This is a genomic window from Aminipila sp. (genome assembly GCF_032051575.1).
Lineage (GTDB): Bacteria > Bacillota > Clostridia > Peptostreptococcales > Anaerovoracaceae > Aminipila.
In genome coordinates this window covers 20,138-37,818 of sequence record NZ_DAMBYD010000017.1, presented here as the reverse complement: position 1 = coordinate 37,818, position 17,681 = coordinate 20,138, and the positions used below count along the sequence as shown (strand labels likewise).

Sequence of the window (17,681 nt, the reverse complement as noted above, 5' to 3'; positions counted from 1 at the left end):
AGGAGTTATGATTTACGGACTAATTGGAGAAAAACTTGGACATAGTTATTCAAAAATCATCCACGAAAAACTGGGTGCTTATACATATGACTTATTTCCACTTACTATACAGGAGTTAGACTCTTTTTTGAAAGAGCGAAGGTTTGCAGGTCTTAATGTCACCATACCGTATAAGCAAACGGTTATCCCTTATTGCGACTATATATCTCCTTTAGCAAAGGAGATTGGTGCAGTCAATACGTTATACTTTAATGGTCAGAAAAAACTTTGCGGAACCAATACTGACTATAATGGTTTCATCTATGCTATGGAAAGTGCTGGCATACCAATTTATAATAAAAAAATACTGATTTTAGGAGATGGAGCTACTTGTAAAACTATCCGTAAGGCTGTTCTGGATAAAGGTGCCAATGAAATTATAATTGCATCAAGAAAAGTCAAAACTCCAATCTTTGAACAGCTCAAGACAAGTACAGAATTTTCACCGTACGCTTTAATAAACTGTACTACTTTAAACTATGAAGATCTCGATGCGCAGCTTGATGTAGAAATAATTATAAATGCAACACCAGTGGGGATGTGGCCAAATACAGCCAGTCGGCCCGTTGATTTAAGTAAATTTTATAAATGCTGCGGGGTTTTTGATGTGGTCTATAATCCTTATTACACCAAATTCATTCTACAGGCCAAAGAACTAGGTATTCCTTACGCAAGCGGACTTGCTATGCTTGTGGCACAGGCTACTGCAGCTGCTGAATATTTTACAGGGGAAAATGGTTTTGAAGCTCATAACAATACTATTATTAAGGAACTTAAGGAATTATTTTTAACGGCTTAAGGAGCGAAAATATGAAAACTGTACAAATAAGAAATTTAATAATAGGAGAAGGCATGCCAAAAATTTGTGTGCCTATTGTTGGCATTACAAAAGAAGAGATTCTTGCTGATGCCAAATCAACGAAGGATATTTCTGTGGATCTGGTTGAATGGAGAGCTGACTGGTTTGAAGATATCTTTAATTTCAATCAGGTTTTAGAAGTACTTTCACAGCTTAAAACAATACTCAATGAGGTTCCTCTTCTATTTACTTTTAGGACCGCTCCTGAGGGCGGCGAAAAGTCTATAGACATCGCTGCCTATGCTGAATTAAATAAAGCAGTCGCAAGAACAGGCTTTATAGACTTAATAGATGTACAAGCTATTGGAGATGATGACTTTATTATCCCTATAATTACAGAAGCTCACACGCATGGCATAAAGGTCATCACCTCAAATCATGACTTTGAAAAGACCGTATCAAAGGATGAGATAATCCGCAGGCTTACAAAAATGCAGGATATAGGTGCAGACATAGCTAAAATAGCTCTTATGCCTCGAAATAAACATGATGTACTGACCCTTTTGGATGCATCTCTGGAAATGTCAGAACAGCACGCCCAAATCCCGATTGTGACAATTTCTATGGGGAAGGACGGGCTTATAAGCCGTTTAACAGGGGAAATGTTTGGATCTACAATTACTTTTGGGACTTTGAAAAAAGCATCTGCCCCGGGTCAGATGGGTGCGGAAGATTTACATCAAATATTAAATCTTATTCATAGGGATTTGTAACACAAATGTATTTGACTTTACATATATAATAAAGTATGCTAGAGTAAATTATAATCATTTAGAAATGGGAGGACGTTTTTTGTTAATTGTATCTGTAATGGTGATTTTCAACTAAATAGTTGAGAAAGGTTACTTTATAAAGTGGGTATTTGCCTGCTTGTTTAAGTGTGCCTATTTGGGCCTTACAGATATACTTCCTATATTCTATTTGAGTATTAAAATGCTGATGATGTAGCATTAAATTTATAATATTTCAATAAAAATTTTCGGAGTGTAACTGGCTTTTTCTGTTGCGCTTTTTTTATTCCCAAATCTTACTTTATGGAAGTATTCTGTCTTTCATTAAACAAATTAAGGTAACCTTTCTTTGGTTATACTTTATATGGAGGATTTTTATGAATACAAATAATACCTTGGAATTTAATATTATACTTGAGAAATTAGCATCTTTTGCACTCACAAAAAAGGCAAAAGAAAAGCTACTCGTATTAGAACCTTTTTTGAGTGAACGAGAATGTAAAAATAAAATGCAAGAAACAACAAGTGCATTTAAAATACTAGACAGCATCGGCAATCCACCTCTGGCATCCATGGAAGAACTTGAACAAATTTTAGATTTGACATCTAAAGGGTCCATGTTACTTCCTGAACAGCTTATGTGCATCTGCTCATTTCTAAATTCCTGCAAACGGATGAAAAGCTATCTGAAAAGAGCTGAAACCATTCAAGAAAATATTTCTGCCTATGGCGCTTCTTTTTATACTCTTGATAATCTTTCTGAAGAGATTACTAGTTCTATAAGAAACGGAATAGTTGATAATGAAGCGTCTGCAGCCTTACATGGAATACGCAGAAAAATTGAAACGATGAATGCTTCAATAAAAGCGAAGCTTGAAAGTATACTTCGTAATAATAAAGACTGGTTTGAAAATGGATATATTGCTATTCGAAATGGAAGATATGTTTTACCTGTTAAAAGTAAATATAAAAATCAAATAACTGGGACTGTAATTGATACTTCTAATACGGGAGGGACTTGTTTTATAGAACCTGCTTCCATTACCAGACTACAGGAAGAATTAGCTGTTTTACAAATTGAAGAAGATAATGAAATCCGAAGAATCCTGTATACTTTAACAGCATTAGTAGATAGCTGCATAAATGAATTAAAAATCAATATAGATTGCATGGAAACCCTGGACTTCATATTTGCCAAAGGCAAGCTATCTATGGAAATGAACGCCATTCCGGTTCCACTTACTACGGAACGAGAAATAATAATAAAGCAGGGAAGGCACCCCTTGTTAAAATCTGATACCTGTATACCTTTAGATTTCCAAATTGGAGGAGATATAAACGGAGTCGTAATAACAGGACCAAACACTGGAGGAAAAACAGTTGCACTGAAAACCATCGGCTTATTATCACTTATGGCACAAAGCGGCCTTCACGTGCCCGTGGAGGAAGGAAGTTTATTTTCCATGCACAGCAATATTTTATGTGATATTGGGGATGGCCAAAGTATATCGCAAAATCTATCTACTTTCTCTGCACATATTACAAATATAATTGACATTCTAAAGAATGTTTCTAATGAGAGCCTTGTTCTGCTGGACGAATTGGGTTCAGGGACAGATCCTGCGGAAGGAATGGGCATAGCTATTTCCATTTTAGCTGAATTAAAACATAAAAACTGCCTGTTTGTTGCAACTACACATTATCCTGAAATAAAAGATTTTGCTAAAAATACGAATGGTCTTACTAATGCAAAGATGGCTTTTGACCGTGAAAGTTTAAAACCGTTATATAAATTGCAAATTGGTGAAGCAGGCGAAAGCTGTGCCTTATACATTGCACAAAGATTAGGCTTTCCTAATCATATGTTAGCCATAGCAGAAAAAGCATCTTCAAATAAAGCCACTATGGCAGACAATTCCCTAAATATATCTTTTCAGGAGGAAACCATAAAATCTGATCTGATATGTACCAATAAAATAAAAAAAGATGTAGATAAAGATGGTATAGTCTCACCAGCCGATGGCTTTCGTATGGGTGACAGCGTCAGAGTATACCCACAAAAACTAATTGGAATTGTTTTCAAAGAGGCCAATGAAAAAGGTGAATTAGTTGTACAAATCAAAGGGAAAAAACAGGTTATTAATCATAAACGACTTAAACTTATAACACCTGCAAGTGAATTGTATCCAGATGATTATGATTTCTCCATTATTTTTGATACCAAAGAGAATCGTAAAGCCAGACATGACATGAGCAGAAAATTTGATCCTAATCTAATAATTAAATATGATGACGAAATATGACAAGTTCAAGTAAGCGCTTTGTCACATTTTAAATATTATTCATAAAAAAAATATTAAAAATATTCTTTAAATAAAAAAAAAGAGTCACTATGTGGCTCTCTTTTTGTAAATTAAAATGTAATTTTTGCTTAAGTAACATCTATCAATTCAACGCTTTAGGATGATTGGTTTATCTATTTTACATTCACCCATCGGCACATTCCTGGCCCCATAGTCTTGTTTGGTCTTGCAGCAAGTCCAAATTTCTCATAAAAAGTTTCTTTTCCTGGTACAGACATAAGATTTATCATCATTATATCATCACCCGTCACTGAAGATTCCAGTGTGTTCATTACATTGTTCATGATGTAAGACCCGATTTTCATATTTTGATAATCAGGATGTACCATTACATCTACAATTAAAGCCATATATGTGCCATCTCCAACAACTCTTGCCATCCCAACGACTTTATCATTGTCGTACGCCACAATCATATACACAGACCCCTTTAAAGCTTTCTTCGCTTGTTCTCGAGGCACGTTCTTCCACTTTACAGCATCTCTTAACTGTAAATAATCATCAACAGCAATCTTATTCTTATATGTTATCATTCAGTACCCTCCATTATTCTAAGTTTTAATACAATTTCCTGACAAATCTGCAGAATATCTTTGTCATCTGTATTAACTATAATATCAGCCGCCTTTTCGTACGCAGCTTGTCTTTTCTTCATTAATCCTTCTATATATTTCACGTTCATATTGTTTTTAAGCAATGGTCTCTGAGTGTCACTTTTAACTCTTATATAAATGTTTTCTGCACTGGCCGTCAAAAGAATAACTTTGCCTGATTTCTTCATTATTTCCACATTTTCATCTTTTACAGCAATCCCGCCTCCACAAGAAACAATACTGCTATCGGAAGTAGCAATTTTCTGTAATACTTTCGTCTCTATTGTCCTAAAATAATCTTCACCTTTTTGTTCAAAAATCTCAGGAATACTTATCCCACTTATGTCTTCAATAAAAGTATCTGTATCTAGTACTTTTAATTCCATTACATCTCCTAATTCTTTTGAAACCTGAGATTTTCCAGTGCCCATAAACCCTATTAAATATATATGTTTGTTAAAATTACTCATATTATAATCCCTTATTTATCGCTTATATCATAGTGAATTAATTAATAGACTATATTTTAGCATATCACTTATTTTTATGCTAGTTGTTTTTTTGCATATTTATTCATTATAATATATATTTATAACCATTATCTTACTTGAATCCTAGCAAATAAAGCTATATAATTATAATTAGTAAATTATAGTAAAGCTTTTAAAGCTTTAGTCTAAGGAGGATTTAAAAATGCGTAAAGTAGTTTCAACATCAGCAGCACCTGCTGCTATCGGTCCATATTCACAAGGTAACATCTTTGGAAACTTTGTATTCACATCTGGACAGGTTCCACTAGACCCTGCTACTGGCGAAATCGTTGGTACTACCATCGAAGAGCAGACAGAACAGGTATTCAAAAACATCAAAGCTATTCTAGAAGAATCTGGAAGTTCTTTGGATAAGGTTTTAAAGACTACTGTATTTATCAAAGACATGAATGACTTTGGCAAAATGAATGCAGTTTATGCCAAGTTCTTTGCAGAAGGTGCATTTCCTTCAAGATCTGCAGTTGAAGTTGCACGACTTCCTAAGGATGTTCTGGTAGAAATAGAAACTATCGCTTATTTATAATAATTAGTATTTACCAAAAAAAACCATAAATAAAAAGAATGTCCCAAATGAAATGAGACATTCTTTTTATTTTACTATTAAGTCCGTTAAATCCGCACCTACTACACTTACTAAATCTGTGACCAACAATTCTACTTGGAGTCCAACTTTCCCTGCACTTACAACGATTTGTTGTAAATTTTCGGCATGGCTGTCAATAGCTGTCCTAAATTGTTTTTTCATCCCAATGGGGGAACACCCCCCTTTAATATAGCCAGTTACATTTGTTATTTCTTTTGCTGGAATCATTTCAATTTTTTTTTCACCAAAATGCTTTGCAGCCTTTTTTAAATCCAGTTCTTCCGCTACAGGTATTACACAGACATAATGCTCTTTACTGGCGCCTTGCGTAACCAATGTCTTATATACTTTATTTACATCCATCCCCGTTGCCTTTGCAACAGATACTCCATCTAAGAAGCCGTTAGGCGCATCATATTCATACACATTATGGCTAATTTTTTTTGCATCCAGATGCCTTAATGCATTTGTCTTAATCTTTGATGTCTTTACCAATTTTACATCCCCTTTAGTGTACTATTTGACTTCTATGTCGTTCTGCCACCCAAATTTCTTCTGCCGTTACTGAGTTAAGCAGCTTTATACGCTTTAACTTTACTTCCACATTTAACCTTTCATGCCCTTCTCTTTTCTGGCATACAACATAATAGACTCTTTCACCTGGCGCATCATGTAAAATCCCATGTTCAAGAACAGTCACCATAGGAAGTTCCTTGGCTACAAAGGAATTAAATACTTTGTCCGCATCATAATCTGATTTATGCTGTCCCACATAAATTTCTCTTGCATATCTTTCTGTTAATTTTTCTGAATAATCATATTCCTGCCATTTTATATCGTCTTCTACATAACCACTAAACCTTTTAAATGGTCTTTCATCAAATCCATCCGTTATCCAGATTTCAGTTACTTTTTCATCACTAGCAAAGAATGCAATATATCGATTTGTATCATCTTTAGGAATAAAGCCATAGCATGGACCAGCGCCTTTGAAATCTGCTTCATAGGATAAATCTCCACGATACTTTTCTTTCAATTCTTCCAGAGAGCTTCCTACATGTATTCCCCGATGAGTTTCTGCCACAGGATTAAAACTTTTAATCCAATAAATCAGTTCTTTCTTTTTTTCAAACTGGATCCAAGTGCTGACTTTAATCTCCTGGCCTTCCCAAGTATCTGTAAATTGAGCAGTATAACTAAGAAAGTCCTGCGTACGCTCTCTTGTTTGAACGGCATAAGGAAAAGGTGCTTCCCCTTCTAGGTTTTCCCATAGTGTAATTATGTTATCATCCACTTTCAAAGAGTATTCTTCATCGACAGGCCAATTTTTTGTATTCGCATAACGAAAGTTAACATAGCCTTTATATCCTTTTTGGGCTATATCTCTGTCGTCTAAAAAAGATATTTCAAAAGTTTGATCTGCATCTTTTCTAAAAAATAGTAATAATGGTTTTCCTTTTAAGCCGCCTTTAGACAAAAGTTCACTTGAATTTAATACAATCCCATTGGCATCAACGACTGCTTTTTCTGGGCAGATGGTATAATCAAAGCTGTAATATTCGAACTGCCCATCCTCAAACGGTACCTCAGAGAGTAATTTAAATCTGTTGAGTTCAACTTCCTTTACCTTAAGCTTTAATGTTGTTAACAATAATTCACAATACTGTTGGAAAGCTGCCTCTATCCCTTCGGGCATTACCTTTTTGGGTTCAGGTTTACGAATAACAATTAAGCTTAAGAATGCTATGATTATAAGTATTATACAAATTACTAAAATGATGAATTCTCGCATATCTATCCCCTCTTTTTTTGACTTCTGTGATGACTGACTACCCAGATGGTAGTATTACCGTTAGGTGTTGTTATAGGTATCTGCTTTAATTTCACTTCAACATAAAGTTTACTTTTATCATTAGGGTTTTCACATATTACAAAGTAAACTAGTACTTTGCCCTCCTCATATTCTCGCCAGAGACCTTTTTGGAGAATAGACACAGCTTCAAAGTTATTCGTTACAAATATATTAAAGACTTGCCTTGGATCCAGGTCAACCTTATGCTGCCCTAAATATATAGACCTTGCATATTTTTCAGTAAGCTTTTCTCCATAATCATCCTCAATCCAAGGGATGTCTTGATCTATATAGCCATCTTTAGGCTCAAATGGGCGCGGTCCAAAGCTGTCCGTAATTATAATCTCGTTTATAATGTCATCTTTGGTTCTAAAACCTATGTATCTATTACTTTGATCTTGAGGGATATAACCATAGGCTGGTCCTTGTCCATTTAAATCTTCTGTAAAAGAAAGATCTAAAGGATATTTTTCTTTTAATTCCTGTACGGAACTGCCTACGTGAATCCCTCGTGGAGTCTCAACATTCTTGGTTTTTGCAGTCAGACTAAAAACCAACTCCTTCTTACGCTCAAACTGTATCCACGAGTGGATTTGTATGTCTTGATTTTCAAGTATATCAATATACTGTGCAGCGGAAGCAAAATCACCCTCAGCCATGGTTCTTGCCACCGTTAAATCCTCAAATATCGATTGGTCCGCTATGTTTTCCCAAAGAGCCAATGGTTTACCATCTATAGACACACTGTATTCATCTAAAGTCTCCCATTCTTTCACATTTGTATATCTCGTGTCTATGTAAGCCTTATATCCCTGCATAGTAAGGCGTCTTTCTGAAATAAAAGAGACTTCAAAAATTTCTTGATTTTCTTTATAAAATAATACGATAACTTCGTCTTTAATGCCAAACATTTCAAATATCTCTTTGGAATTTAGTACGATGCCCTGTGCCGTCTCAACTGGAGTTTCAGGAACCAAATTATACTCTATTCTATAATAGTGAAAAATACCATGCCCATAAACAACTTCTGATAAGGGTTCCCAGCTGATTATTTTTGCTTCTTCAAGCAAAATTCCTTCCTTAGCTAATAAATTGTCCGCAAACTCTCTAAAAGAAATTTGTACAGGCTCTGGGATAATCAATATATCGTCCTGATTGTCCTTTTTTTTATCCGACTTTGCCGCCACAAAACAAATTGCTATAAACACGATGCTCATTATAAGTATAATTGTTTCTGTCATAAATACTACTCCCGTTTACCATGAATTAATTACGATCTTACAAGATATATATTTATAAATTCAAATTTTCTAGAGCTGGTTATACCCATAATTTTAAATCCCATACTCTGATAAAACTCAACATCCTTCGGTTCATTTGTGAATAACATAACAGGAAGATTCATTCCTTTGCTGTAGTCAATAATCTTCTCCATCATTGCACGGCCATTTCCCAGCCCCTGGTATTCAGGTTTCACTCCCAAAAAGTTAACATATATATATTTTGACGGAAATTTTATTTCTGTTTCCATCTGATCCATTTCATTGAAAAGCTCAATTCTTATTCGTTGCTCCTCTTCTGTAAGTCTTAATAAAGCATTCTTATATCTTTTGGAATAACTACCGGCAATCATATATTTTAACTTAGAGCCTTTTCTACGGGATGAAGGAATAATCACCACAGCTCCCTGGCACTTTTCATTTAAGGCATATGCTCTGCCATATCGCATACAGTAGGCAACATAAAACCTTAAAGTGGCTTCCACTGCAATAGCACGTCTTCCACGTTCAGGAAAACCCTTTGTTAATTTGGGATAATCAATAAATGCACTGGTTAAGGTGGCAATTACTTTCTCTTTATCTCGTATTCGTGTTAACCCACTTATATCTGCTGCCATTAAATCACCTTAAGGCTTCCCACTCTGTTTTAAATAATGAAAAACATCTAGAGTCTCTCACGCTGCCATCATAAATTTTATAGCAGTATCTTGACGTTCCTTCATACTTAAATCCACATTTTTCAATGACTCTTGCAGATCTTTCATTAATTGGACCTGTACATATAGCTATAATATCCAGGTTCATTTCTTCAAAGGCATATGTAATAGCAGCTTTTGCTGCTTCTGTCATTATCCCTTTTCCCCAAAATTCTTCTGCTAAAGAATATCCTAATTCTTTAGCAGCAATTCCTGGTCTGCGCTTATCTGGTTCAAAACCAATACTTCCAATAAGCCTGCCACTCTGCTTGTCAATAATAGCCCATACCTGGTTTATCAAAAATATCTCCTCAAGTACTGCCTTGGATTCCTGCACATCTGCGTGGGGCTTCCAGCCAGCGTGTGGTCCTACATTGGGATTATTCGCATAAGCAAATAATCCCTCTGCATCTTCTTTTGTAAAAGGCCTTAATAATAATCTTTCTGTTTCTAGTGATTGTAACATATTTTTCACCTTCTATTCTGTAGTACTTAAAATTTCTTTATTCTTCTCTACCTGGCTCACTTTCATTCTCCCGGCTGCATTTAAATCAACCTCTTCCTGAAGTCCTAAAATTGAAGAACCAAGGAATATCGTTTTTAATATTTTACCATCCAAAGAGATTTTGCTAAACTCGGTAAAGTTTTCGCCCTTTATATATAGTTTGTCGCCAACCCTGACAACATCTGTTATCTTTATTGGTTTTACCCCCATTTGCAAATCTGTTTTTTTGTATGGGTTCTGGCCATTGAAGATGTACTTTTTACCATAAAGCATGTCATACTCAAGCTTCTTCATATCTGCCTTATAAGTCTGGCTGCCTTGATGATTTTGGTGATATTTAGTCATAACACCCATGTGGAATCCAAGTCTGTCAAAGACATCTGCCGCTACCTGATAGGCATACATATCCTTCGGAATTTTTTTCATCGGAAAATTGCTCCAGATAACGTACTGAGTCTGGAATATAGAGCCATTAACCATTTGATCTTCTGTCATTTCCAAAGCCGGTAAATGGTCGCCGTAGATGACTAAAACTACCTTTTCGTCATACTTCTTTAGCCTGTCTGTCAACTCTCCTAAAAACTGATCCATCTCATGTATCTGATTTACATAGTACTCATACTGCCATTTAAGGTCTTCCGTTGGCGCATCCGTCACTACAACCTCTGGATCTTCAATCACTTTCTCCGTTGGATATTTACCATGTCCCTGAACAGAACAAGTATAAATAAAGTCTTCATTATCTGTAGATTCCAATGCGTCAAAGATCTGATCGGTTAGAACATAGTCTTTTGCCCAGTTTTTAGGAGTCCTAACCACATGGTTCATATACTCAACACTGGTAAAAGTATTAAATCCTAAATTCGCAAATACTTTATTTCTACCATAAAATACAGCTCTATGATCATGTACAGCATGAGAAGAATAGCCTATAGAATTTAACTCATACGGTACACTCTCGCAGGTTTCATCCATAAGAATAGATTTATATGGATATTCTCCCGGTCCGAAGAATTTAACACTCATACCTGTCAACATTTCAAATTCTGTATTTGCAGTTCCTGCACCAACAACAGGAACCGTCAAATATCCTGAAGAATAGTTCTTCTCCAGCTTTCTAAAATTTGGTATTGGATCTGTGGAATATGTAAACCCCTTCACCAATGTGGGATCAATAAAAGATTCCATCTGAAGAAAAATTATATTGGGATGTTGTTTCCCATCATCCTGTACCTTTACCTGTGCATAATTTTGATCGCCCAATTCACCCTTATCAAATATGGACTTGATGGACTCTTGTGAATATCCCGCTGACTGTCGAATACCTGTATTCATCCAAGTATTAATAAAACAGTACGGTACACCGTAATCTCTGTACGCATACGCCAGATTCCCAAAAAAAGTATCTACAACTTTAGTTTTTATAGCAAGATCTGTGGCACCTATAACCCCAATCCATATTGCTAAAAATAACGCAAGATTTTTCTTATAATTTATTCTATCTTTTTTCCTAGGCGCAAACTTAAATAATAGGATTGTTAGAATTATACCTATTACTACACCAACGCACGCCAAGATGATTTCTGTTATGGATAAATAGTTTGTAACAATTGACAGCCCATCACTAAGTACCGCCAAATCATTTGTAGTAAACGGTGTCATACGTTCTGCCAGAATGATACCATTCGTTAGACCAAGTGCCAGCCATAAAGCCGAAAATGCAACATAAACAAACACTCTTCTTTTAATCAGAAGTGCCAATGATAATGTTGCAAATATAATAAAAACATTATACATAAACACTAATGGTGAATTTAGGAAAAAACTAAATCCACTTGCAAGTGAATGTCTCGCTAATGATTCAATAATTAAATTTAATGCTAATGACAGTACTATACAAATAGCAACTGCATTGTGCAGATATTTCATAAAAAACTGTTTATACTTCTCCATATCTTCTTCCTTTGTTTTCCCTTTTCTCGTGTGTAAAATTTTTGCTGCATTTTTAATTACAGCTATCCCCTAATCATGTCATATACAGAATTTGATAATTGGGCAAATTCTTCTATGCTCATTGTTTCTGCTCGTCTTCCTGAATCTATCCCGATAGATTCCATAACTTTCCCTACTTGTTCTTTAGACAAACCACACACTCCAGTAATAGAATTGGACATCGTCTTTCTCCTTTGTCCAAATCCCGCTTTTACGCATTGAAAGAAAATCTTTACATCCTTTAACTCTACTGGTTTTTCTTTTCTAATATCTAGCCTTATTACGGTAGAATCTACCTTTGGCTGTGGAATAAATACTTCCTTGGGAACACTTGCCACATGGGCTACCGTGCAGTAATACTGAACTGCAACTGACAATGCTCCATAAACTTTTTTCCCTGGCTCCGCTTTAATTCGATCAGCTACTTCCTTTTGCATCATTATAGTTATGCTGTCGGCTTTAACACCATCCTCTAAAATTTTCATTATAATTGGGGTTGTAATGTAGTATGGTAAATTACCAATAATTCTAACAGAATTTAATGGTTGTCCATTCACTACAGAATTTTGTTCTATAACCTCATTTAAATCTGTCTTAAGGATATCTTTGTTTATAACTTCAACATTATCATATTCCTTCAAGGTATCTTGTAAAATAGGTATCAAGTTTCGGTCAATCTCTACAGCAATTACTTTTCCTGCATGCTCAGCAGCTTCTGATGTGAGTACACCAATCCCTGGCCCGATCTCAATAACTAGATCGTTTTCACCAATAAAGGACTCCTCAATAATTTTATCAATTATATTCTTGTCTGTTAGGAAATTCTGGCCTAAGCTTTTTGAAAGTCTAAAGTCATACTTGTCCTTTATTTCTCTAATTGTTGATGGTGCGTATAATTTCATTAAAGTTTTCCTGCTTCCTCTGTAAATTGTTGCCTGGCAATACCATACTGGTTTAGCTTGTTTAAAAATGCAGCAGAATTTCCATATCCGATCCCTAAAGCCTTACCAAGCCTGCCTCGCTTATCAGAAGCTCCAGCTCCTCCTGCTAACCCATACATCATCAAATCCTGCATAGTAAATTCTTTTATTATTTCTGTTTTGGTACAGTGAGCTTTCTCTAATGCCTCTAGAATAGCTTCGGGTTCTGCATTTTCTATACCTATATCTCCTGCCTTGGTTGCATCTGCTCTTGCTAAATATGCATCTTTAGCTTTCGGAAATTTAGCTTTGAGTTTTTTACGTATTTCTTCTCCAGCAAAATCTGGATCTGTAAAAATAATAATCCCTCTAGTATTGTATGCCCGCTCTATTAATTCCCATGTGGATTTTTTTATTCCATACCCATGGGTTGCAATAGTTTCAGTATCGATGGCTCTTTTAACAGCAGCCTGATCATCTCGACCTTCCACAACTATTACTTCTGCTATACTTTCCATTTTTAATCCTTTCTAATCAGAAGCTTCTCCTGCTGGTAACAAATGAGAATTGTCCCTTGGAACGATGGAAGCTCCTGTTGTATTTGTCTGTGGTAATACATATAAAACTTCTCCAGGCTTAACCATTTTTAGTTGTTCTCTGGCCTGCTGCTCTACATATTCAGGCTTATTCACGTTACCAAGTTCTTCTGCAAGATCTTGTTTTTGTTCTTTTAAAGCTTTATTTTGAGCTTCAATGTCTTTATATTCTTTATGCAATGAATAGACATTAAAAATAGACACACCTATTACCAGCATAATACCTAATATTATACAGAAATAGATAAGCCTCTTTCTATTCCTTTTATTCGCTTTTCTTTCTGATAATTCTCCTGAAACATTTCTTTTGTCCTTATTTTGCTTCTTGTTGACCGCTTGTTTCCTTCTTTCGCGTCTTTCTTCTCTAGCCTGCTTCAGGTCAATTACTTTATCTGAGTTTTTAAACTCTCTACTTCTTCTTTTCTTTTGTTTAAACATTTGCCTTCACCCACTGACATTGTAGCATAAAACAACAGATTCCACAAGAAAACTCCGCATACAAATGCACATATAACATGAATGCTAATCTCTCCATAAGAGCAGTAATATAAAAACTGGCATGTAAGTATTCCTGCAAAAACCCAAAAAAGGATTTCATAAATTGCAGCAATTATCCTGTTTTTTATGTAAATTTTAATATGCCTTGTAAAAAGTCCATATAATAGCGCAATAACCATGCCGCAGCCCAGCATAACCAAGCCTTCAAAAATCTGTGTTTTTATAAGGTCTGTGAGTACTAAATTTAACTTAAAGTTATTTAAAATGGCTGCACCAGAAGACACAACCATTATTCAAAAATCCTCCTTATTAAGCTTTTTTCGCTCTTATTTTTCTTTTCTGTATATACGGCTGAATTTATTTCTCCAGTAATAACAACTTTTCCTTCCGCAAGATCAAGTTTCTGAATATGCAATTTTTGCCCTTTTACAACTAACCCTCCGCTCTTCAAGGTAATTAATATGGTATCTTCATTAAAGCTATCCACATCAGCTACTTCTGTAACTGTAAGACGCTCTCTGTTATCAATATTCAAAACATGGTTTTCCATATAGACTCCCCCTTCGTATTTTAAATATATGCATGAAAATAAAAAAAATACCTCACAAGATTGCATTTTCTATGCTCTCTGCAAGGTATTTTCATATTTTCTTTAAAAATCCTAATTCTTAATATCAGAAGTATCATTTTTATAATAATTCTCTTTTAAAATGCCACCCATGTTGTACGGCCATCTGAATCATAACCTGTCTGTTTAGATGCAGATAATATTTCACCTGTTCTGGGATCTAAAAATACATGTGCAAGCAAGCTCTCACCGTCTTTATTTGGTGAATTGGGAGATATGCCTGTTACCCTTATAACCATAGTCGTATCATAGGAGTCCGGATTTGTAAGTGCCCCATATATTGTAATATGATACCCATTTATCCAGTCATCTTCAACGGTAGGGTTACCTGGTTTTATATGTTTGACTTTTATTGCTTTCTTAACAGCATAAGCAGAGTCAACTTTTAAATCAGAAATGCGATATTCACCCTTTAAAAAAAGTCCCTCCTTATTTTCTTTTACAAAGTCGATGCTACTTTTACCATCTCTTACCTTACAGCATACTCGCACTGTACCTTCTGCATTTCCAAAAGACAAATTCCATGCAGTTCTTCTTCCATTTAATCCCTCTTTTATATTCGGACTCTCTTTTGTATCATCTGTACTTTGTATATTATCTAATAGGGGATCAGTCATTACACTTTGTGCATCTTTGTATGCCAGCTCCCAAGCTTCTTTAGCCGTAAGCATTTCTTTGTTTTCTTCAATCTGATTAGCTGAAGTCCTTACAGTTTTTTCTGTGCTGTTGTCATAAACTTCTATACTTACGACAGCAATAAATATAATGAAAACTATAATGAAAAGTTTTTTCTGCATTTTTCAACGTCCTTCTATATCATCTGATTATATGTCAGTACAATATTACCATAATTTATAGCTGATGTTGTATCATGATGATAATAAACATCTAGCCAATAATTACTTTTATTAGGTCCACGACCTGTATCATCTACTCTAAACTCACTTACGTACCCTACACCATCTGGTAGCCATACATTTCTGTCCAAATAAACGTACGTTCCAAAAGGCATAACCGGTTTATTTCCACTACCGCCTATATCTTTTTCCTATGTACTGCTACAATTCCTAGTTCAGGCCAATTGCCATTTGCGGTCTTATTTCCAGTCCAAAAGTGTAAAGTAAGAAAACAGCACTTCATCTTACTAAAATCAAGTACTGTTTTTTACGTTATTCTATATTACTTATGCCTTTTTTAAGTGAAAGGGGTAGTGTAATCGTAACCTTGGTTCCCTTACCGTCTTTACTTTCAAGTTCAATTGTCCCCAGGTGTCCTTCCACAATTTGCTTTGAAATGGCAAGACCCAATCCTGTTCCTCCCAAAGCTCTTGAACGGGCCTTATCTACACGAAAGAAACGTTCAAATACTCTGCTTTGTTCAGTTTCTGGGATTCCTATGCCATTATCTGTTATGGTTATAACTGCATTTTTTTCCACTTTTAACGCATCAATGTCAATTCTTCCGCCCTCTGTGGTATACTTTATCGCGTTACTTATAATGTTTAAGATAACCTGTTCAACTCTATCTTTGTCCATATCTACAGGAATCCGTTCCTCCGCATTAAATAAACAGTTTAAATGCTGGTCTTTATTAGCTGCAGTAAGCTCCACCTTTTTAACTGCTGCTTTAAGCAGACTGATTAGGTTTCCTTCTTTTCGGTTAAGGATTTCCTGGTTATTGTCCAGCCTTGAAAGCTGTAGCAAGTCCTTAACCAGTCTGTTCATTCGGTCTGTCTCATTGTCTATGATTTCAAGAAATTCATTAACCGTTACAGGATCATCAACGCATCCATCCAAAAGTGTCTCGGTATAACTTTTTATAGTGGTAAGTGGTGTTTTCAATTCATGTGAAACATTAGCCACAAAATCCATCTGCATGTTTTCCAATTTTTGTCTTTGGGTTATGTCCTGAAGAAGAATAATTATCCCTACATCATTCCCATCTTCATCTTTAAACCAATCATATCTGGTGGCGTACGTGCACCCTGCCTTTTCAAATACGTCTGAAAGCTCTCCTTCCTTGCACTTTTCCATAAGCAGTTCTAAAGACAACTCTTCATTTAATTGCTTTATAAGTGTATTGTAGCTTTGACTTTCTATTTCTTCTGAAGTAACCTTCAGCATTCCAATTGCAGCAGGATTTGCATGTATTATATGCCCCTCTAAGTTTACTGCAATTAAGCCATCCGCCATATGCTTCAAAATGGTTTCCATTTTGTTCTTCTCACTGGACATTTCAAACAAAGTCATATCCAATTGTGTTCTTAACAAGTTAAACATATCGGCGAGACGGCCTATTTCATCATTGGATTTGACGCTAACCTCTTGTGAAAAGTCACCCTGTGCCATTTTCTCTGCCTTTTCTGTCACATCGTTAATAGGCGTTGTTATACTCCTTGATATAAGTGTTCCTAAAATGACAGTAATAACAAGCCCTACGATCATAGCCTGTACAAATATCTGCTTTGACTCATTTATGGTATCATAAACACTAGTCATATCTGACCGTATATAGATAACACCTGAAATCCGTTTGCCCTCTCCAATTGGAAAAGTCATATTCATAACAGGAATCGTGGAGTTTTTGGTAGAAATATTTTCATAAGACTGGCACACCTCACCCTTAACTAATGTATTCATTATAATTGGGGTTTCAAGTAAATCAACAGCACTCCGTCCCTGATTTGCATTATTTGATGCAATAATCATGCATTTGTCATCAATTACAAAAATTTCTTCCTGTATGGTTTTATCCCACGCGTTAATATTTGATTGTATTTCTTCCCGATGATCACTTAAATTGTCATAAATATTTAAAGAGGATATAAGTGTTGCTTCCTTTTTAGTCAGATTTTTCTTCGTAGAATCAATATAATATGATTCAAGCTGGCTCATAATAAGTACACCAATAATGGTGGTTGCAATAAATACTAACAAGCAGTAAATTAAAACAAGCTTCCACCTCATACTGCGGCTAAATTTTTTTACATTCATACT

General features: G+C 35.3%; 20 protein-coding genes. 4 read left to right on the top strand and 16 right to left on the bottom strand.

Going from position 1 to position 17,681, the window contains the following annotated elements; genetic code table 11:
• The first annotated feature begins 7 nt into the window (after positions 1–7).
• From RTW14_RS18030 to RTW14_RS18020, 3 genes are all read left to right on the top strand, one after another.
• Positions 8–838: a shikimate dehydrogenase family protein gene (locus RTW14_RS18030; protein WP_312654084.1), complete on the top strand. Its 831-nt coding sequence runs from the start codon at positions 8–10 to the stop codon at positions 836–838.
• Between the two features lie 11 nt (positions 839–849).
• Positions 850–1,611: a type I 3-dehydroquinate dehydratase gene (gene aroD / locus RTW14_RS18025; protein WP_312654082.1), complete on the top strand. Its 762-nt coding sequence runs from the start codon at positions 850–852 to the stop codon at positions 1,609–1,611.
• Between the two features lie 395 nt (positions 1,612–2,006).
• Positions 2,007–3,932, top strand: coding sequence for an endonuclease MutS2 (locus RTW14_RS18020; RefSeq protein WP_312654080.1), 1,926 nt, complete (start codon positions 2,007–2,009; stop codon positions 3,930–3,932).
• Positions 3,933–4,105: 173 nt separating this feature from the next.
• Here the strand turns inward: RTW14_RS18020 and RTW14_RS18015 are convergent, their stop codons facing one another.
• Together RTW14_RS18015 and RTW14_RS18010 are read right to left on the bottom strand one after the other, a co-directional pair.
• Positions 4,106–4,525 (bottom strand): GNAT family N-acetyltransferase, encoded by a 420-nt coding sequence (locus RTW14_RS18015; RefSeq protein WP_312654078.1) that lies wholly within the window; start codon positions 4,523–4,525, stop codon positions 4,106–4,108.
• Positions 4,522–5,055 (bottom strand): shikimate kinase, encoded by a 534-nt coding sequence (locus RTW14_RS18010; RefSeq protein ID WP_312654076.1) that lies wholly within the window; start codon positions 5,053–5,055, stop codon positions 4,522–4,524. The genes RTW14_RS18015 and RTW14_RS18010 overlap by 4 nt, the downstream gene beginning before the upstream one ends.
• Positions 5,056–5,278: 223 nt before the next feature.
• Here RTW14_RS18010 and RTW14_RS18005 point away from each other — a divergent pair, with 223 nt between their 5' ends.
• Entirely contained in the window at positions 5,279–5,659 is a 381-nt protein-coding gene (locus tag RTW14_RS18005; protein ID WP_312654074.1) for a RidA family protein, read from the top strand.
• A 66-nt stretch (positions 5,660–5,725) separates the two neighbouring features.
• Here RTW14_RS18005 and ybaK read toward each other — a convergent pair whose 3' ends face one another.
• The 14 genes from ybaK to RTW14_RS17935 all read right to left on the bottom strand — a co-directional run bounded on the left by ybaK (position 5,726) and on the right by RTW14_RS17935 (position 17,678).
• Positions 5,726–6,214, bottom strand: a complete 489-nt coding sequence (gene ybaK / locus RTW14_RS18000; protein ID WP_312654072.1) for a Cys-tRNA(Pro) deacylase — start codon at positions 6,212–6,214, stop codon at positions 5,726–5,728.
• Between the two features lie 13 nt (positions 6,215–6,227).
• Positions 6,228–7,511 carry a hypothetical protein gene (locus RTW14_RS17995; protein ID WP_312654070.1) on the bottom strand — a complete coding sequence of 428 codons (1,284 nt, stop codon included), beginning with the start codon at positions 7,509–7,511 and terminating at the stop codon, positions 6,228–6,230.
• A gap of 2 nt (positions 7,512–7,513) precedes the next feature.
• The gene (locus RTW14_RS17990; protein WP_312654069.1) at positions 7,514–8,812 is read right to left on the bottom strand and encodes a hypothetical protein; all 1,299 of its coding nucleotides are present in this window, start codon (positions 8,810–8,812) and stop codon (positions 7,514–7,516) included.
• A 29-nt stretch (positions 8,813–8,841) separates the two neighbouring features.
• The gene (locus RTW14_RS17985) at positions 8,842–9,468 is read right to left on the bottom strand and encodes a GNAT family N-acetyltransferase (protein ID WP_312654067.1); all 627 of its coding nucleotides are present in this window, start codon (positions 9,466–9,468) and stop codon (positions 8,842–8,844) included.
• Positions 9,469–9,472: 4 nt separating this feature from the next.
• On the bottom strand, positions 9,473–10,012 hold the full coding sequence (locus RTW14_RS17980; RefSeq protein WP_312654065.1) for a GNAT family N-acetyltransferase: 540 nt from the start codon (positions 10,010–10,012) through the stop codon (positions 9,473–9,475).
• Positions 10,013–10,024: 12 nt separating this feature from the next.
• Positions 10,025–12,004, bottom strand: coding sequence for an LTA synthase family protein (locus tag RTW14_RS17975; RefSeq protein WP_312654063.1), 1,980 nt, complete (start codon positions 12,002–12,004; stop codon positions 10,025–10,027).
• A 62-nt stretch (positions 12,005–12,066) separates the two neighbouring features.
• Positions 12,067–12,945, bottom strand: coding sequence for a 16S rRNA (adenine(1518)-N(6)/adenine(1519)-N(6))-dimethyltransferase RsmA (gene rsmA, locus RTW14_RS17970; protein ID WP_312654061.1), 879 nt, complete (start codon positions 12,943–12,945; stop codon positions 12,067–12,069).
• Positions 12,945–13,481 (bottom strand): ribonuclease M5, encoded by a 537-nt coding sequence (gene rnmV, locus RTW14_RS17965; RefSeq protein WP_312654059.1) that lies wholly within the window; start codon positions 13,479–13,481, stop codon positions 12,945–12,947. Before rnmV ends, rsmA begins: the two co-directional genes overlap by 1 nt.
• Positions 13,482–13,493: 12 nt before the next feature.
• Positions 13,494–13,997 carry an FtsB family cell division protein gene (locus RTW14_RS17960; protein ID WP_312654057.1) on the bottom strand — a complete coding sequence of 168 codons (504 nt, stop codon included), beginning with the start codon at positions 13,995–13,997 and terminating at the stop codon, positions 13,494–13,496.
• Positions 13,943–14,347, bottom strand: coding sequence for a spore cortex biosynthesis protein YabQ (gene yabQ / locus RTW14_RS17955; protein WP_312654056.1), 405 nt, complete (start codon positions 14,345–14,347; stop codon positions 13,943–13,945). The genes RTW14_RS17960 and yabQ overlap by 55 nt, the downstream gene beginning before the upstream one ends.
• A complete protein-coding gene (gene yabP / locus RTW14_RS17950) occupies positions 14,347–14,607 on the bottom strand; it encodes a sporulation protein YabP (RefSeq protein WP_312654055.1) in 261 nt (86 codons plus the stop codon). The genes yabQ and yabP overlap by 1 nt, the downstream gene beginning before the upstream one ends.
• 155 nt (positions 14,608–14,762) lie before the next feature.
• Positions 14,763–15,482, bottom strand: coding sequence for a hypothetical protein (locus tag RTW14_RS17945; RefSeq protein WP_312654053.1), 720 nt, complete (start codon positions 15,480–15,482; stop codon positions 14,763–14,765).
• A gap of 14 nt (positions 15,483–15,496) precedes the next feature.
• The gene (locus RTW14_RS17940; protein ID WP_312654051.1) at positions 15,497–15,697 is read right to left on the bottom strand and encodes a hypothetical protein; all 201 of its coding nucleotides are present in this window, start codon (positions 15,695–15,697) and stop codon (positions 15,497–15,499) included.
• Between the two features lie 157 nt (positions 15,698–15,854).
• Positions 15,855–17,678, bottom strand: a complete 1,824-nt coding sequence (locus RTW14_RS17935; protein ID WP_312654049.1) for an ATP-binding protein — start codon at positions 17,676–17,678, stop codon at positions 15,855–15,857.
• Between the last annotated feature and the right edge of the window lie 3 nt (positions 17,679–17,681).

Coding starts and splice junctions, on each gene's coding strand:
- RTW14_RS18005 (WP_312654074.1), top strand. CDS start 5,279: ATGCGTAAAGTAGTTTCAACATCAGCAGCACCTGCTGCTATCGGTCCA.
- RTW14_RS17945 (WP_312654053.1), bottom strand. CDS start 15,482: ATGCAGAAAAAACTTTTCATTATAGTTTTCATTATATTTATTGCTGTC.
- RTW14_RS17990 (WP_312654069.1), bottom strand. CDS start 8,812: ATGACAGAAACAATTATACTTATAATGAGCATCGTGTTTATAGCAATT.
- aroD (WP_312654082.1), top strand. CDS start 850: ATGAAAACTGTACAAATAAGAAATTTAATAATAGGAGAAGGCATGCCA.
- RTW14_RS18020 (WP_312654080.1), top strand. CDS start 2,007: ATGAATACAAATAATACCTTGGAATTTAATATTATACTTGAGAAATTA.
- yabP (WP_312654055.1), bottom strand. CDS start 14,607: ATGGAAAACCATGTTTTGAATATTGATAACAGAGAGCGTCTTACAGTT.
- RTW14_RS18015 (WP_312654078.1), bottom strand. CDS start 4,525: ATGATAACATATAAGAATAAGATTGCTGTTGATGATTATTTACAGTTA.
- yabQ (WP_312654056.1), bottom strand. CDS start 14,347: ATGGTTGTGTCTTCTGGTGCAGCCATTTTAAATAACTTTAAGTTAAAT.
- RTW14_RS17975 (WP_312654063.1), bottom strand. CDS start 12,004: ATGGAGAAGTATAAACAGTTTTTTATGAAATATCTGCACAATGCAGTT.
- RTW14_RS17980 (WP_312654065.1), bottom strand. CDS start 10,012: ATGTTACAATCACTAGAAACAGAAAGATTATTATTAAGGCCTTTTACA.
- RTW14_RS17940 (WP_312654051.1), bottom strand. CDS start 15,697: ATGCCTTTTGGAACGTACGTTTATTTGGACAGAAATGTATGGCTACCA.
- RTW14_RS17995 (WP_312654070.1), bottom strand. CDS start 7,511: ATGCGAGAATTCATCATTTTAGTAATTTGTATAATACTTATAATCATA.
- RTW14_RS17935 (WP_312654049.1), bottom strand. CDS start 17,678: ATGAATGTAAAAAAATTTAGCCGCAGTATGAGGTGGAAGCTTGTTTTA.
- RTW14_RS18030 (WP_312654084.1), top strand. CDS start 8: ATGATTTACGGACTAATTGGAGAAAAACTTGGACATAGTTATTCAAAA.
- RTW14_RS18010 (WP_312654076.1), bottom strand. CDS start 5,055: ATGAGTAATTTTAACAAACATATATATTTAATAGGGTTTATGGGCACT.
- rnmV (WP_312654059.1), bottom strand. CDS start 13,481: ATGGAAAGTATAGCAGAAGTAATAGTTGTGGAAGGTCGAGATGATCAG.
- rsmA (WP_312654061.1), bottom strand. CDS start 12,945: ATGAAATTATACGCACCATCAACAATTAGAGAAATAAAGGACAAGTAT.
- RTW14_RS17960 (WP_312654057.1), bottom strand. CDS start 13,997: ATGTTTAAACAAAAGAAAAGAAGAAGTAGAGAGTTTAAAAACTCAGAT.
- RTW14_RS17985 (WP_312654067.1), bottom strand. CDS start 9,468: ATGGCAGCAGATATAAGTGGGTTAACACGAATACGAGATAAAGAGAAA.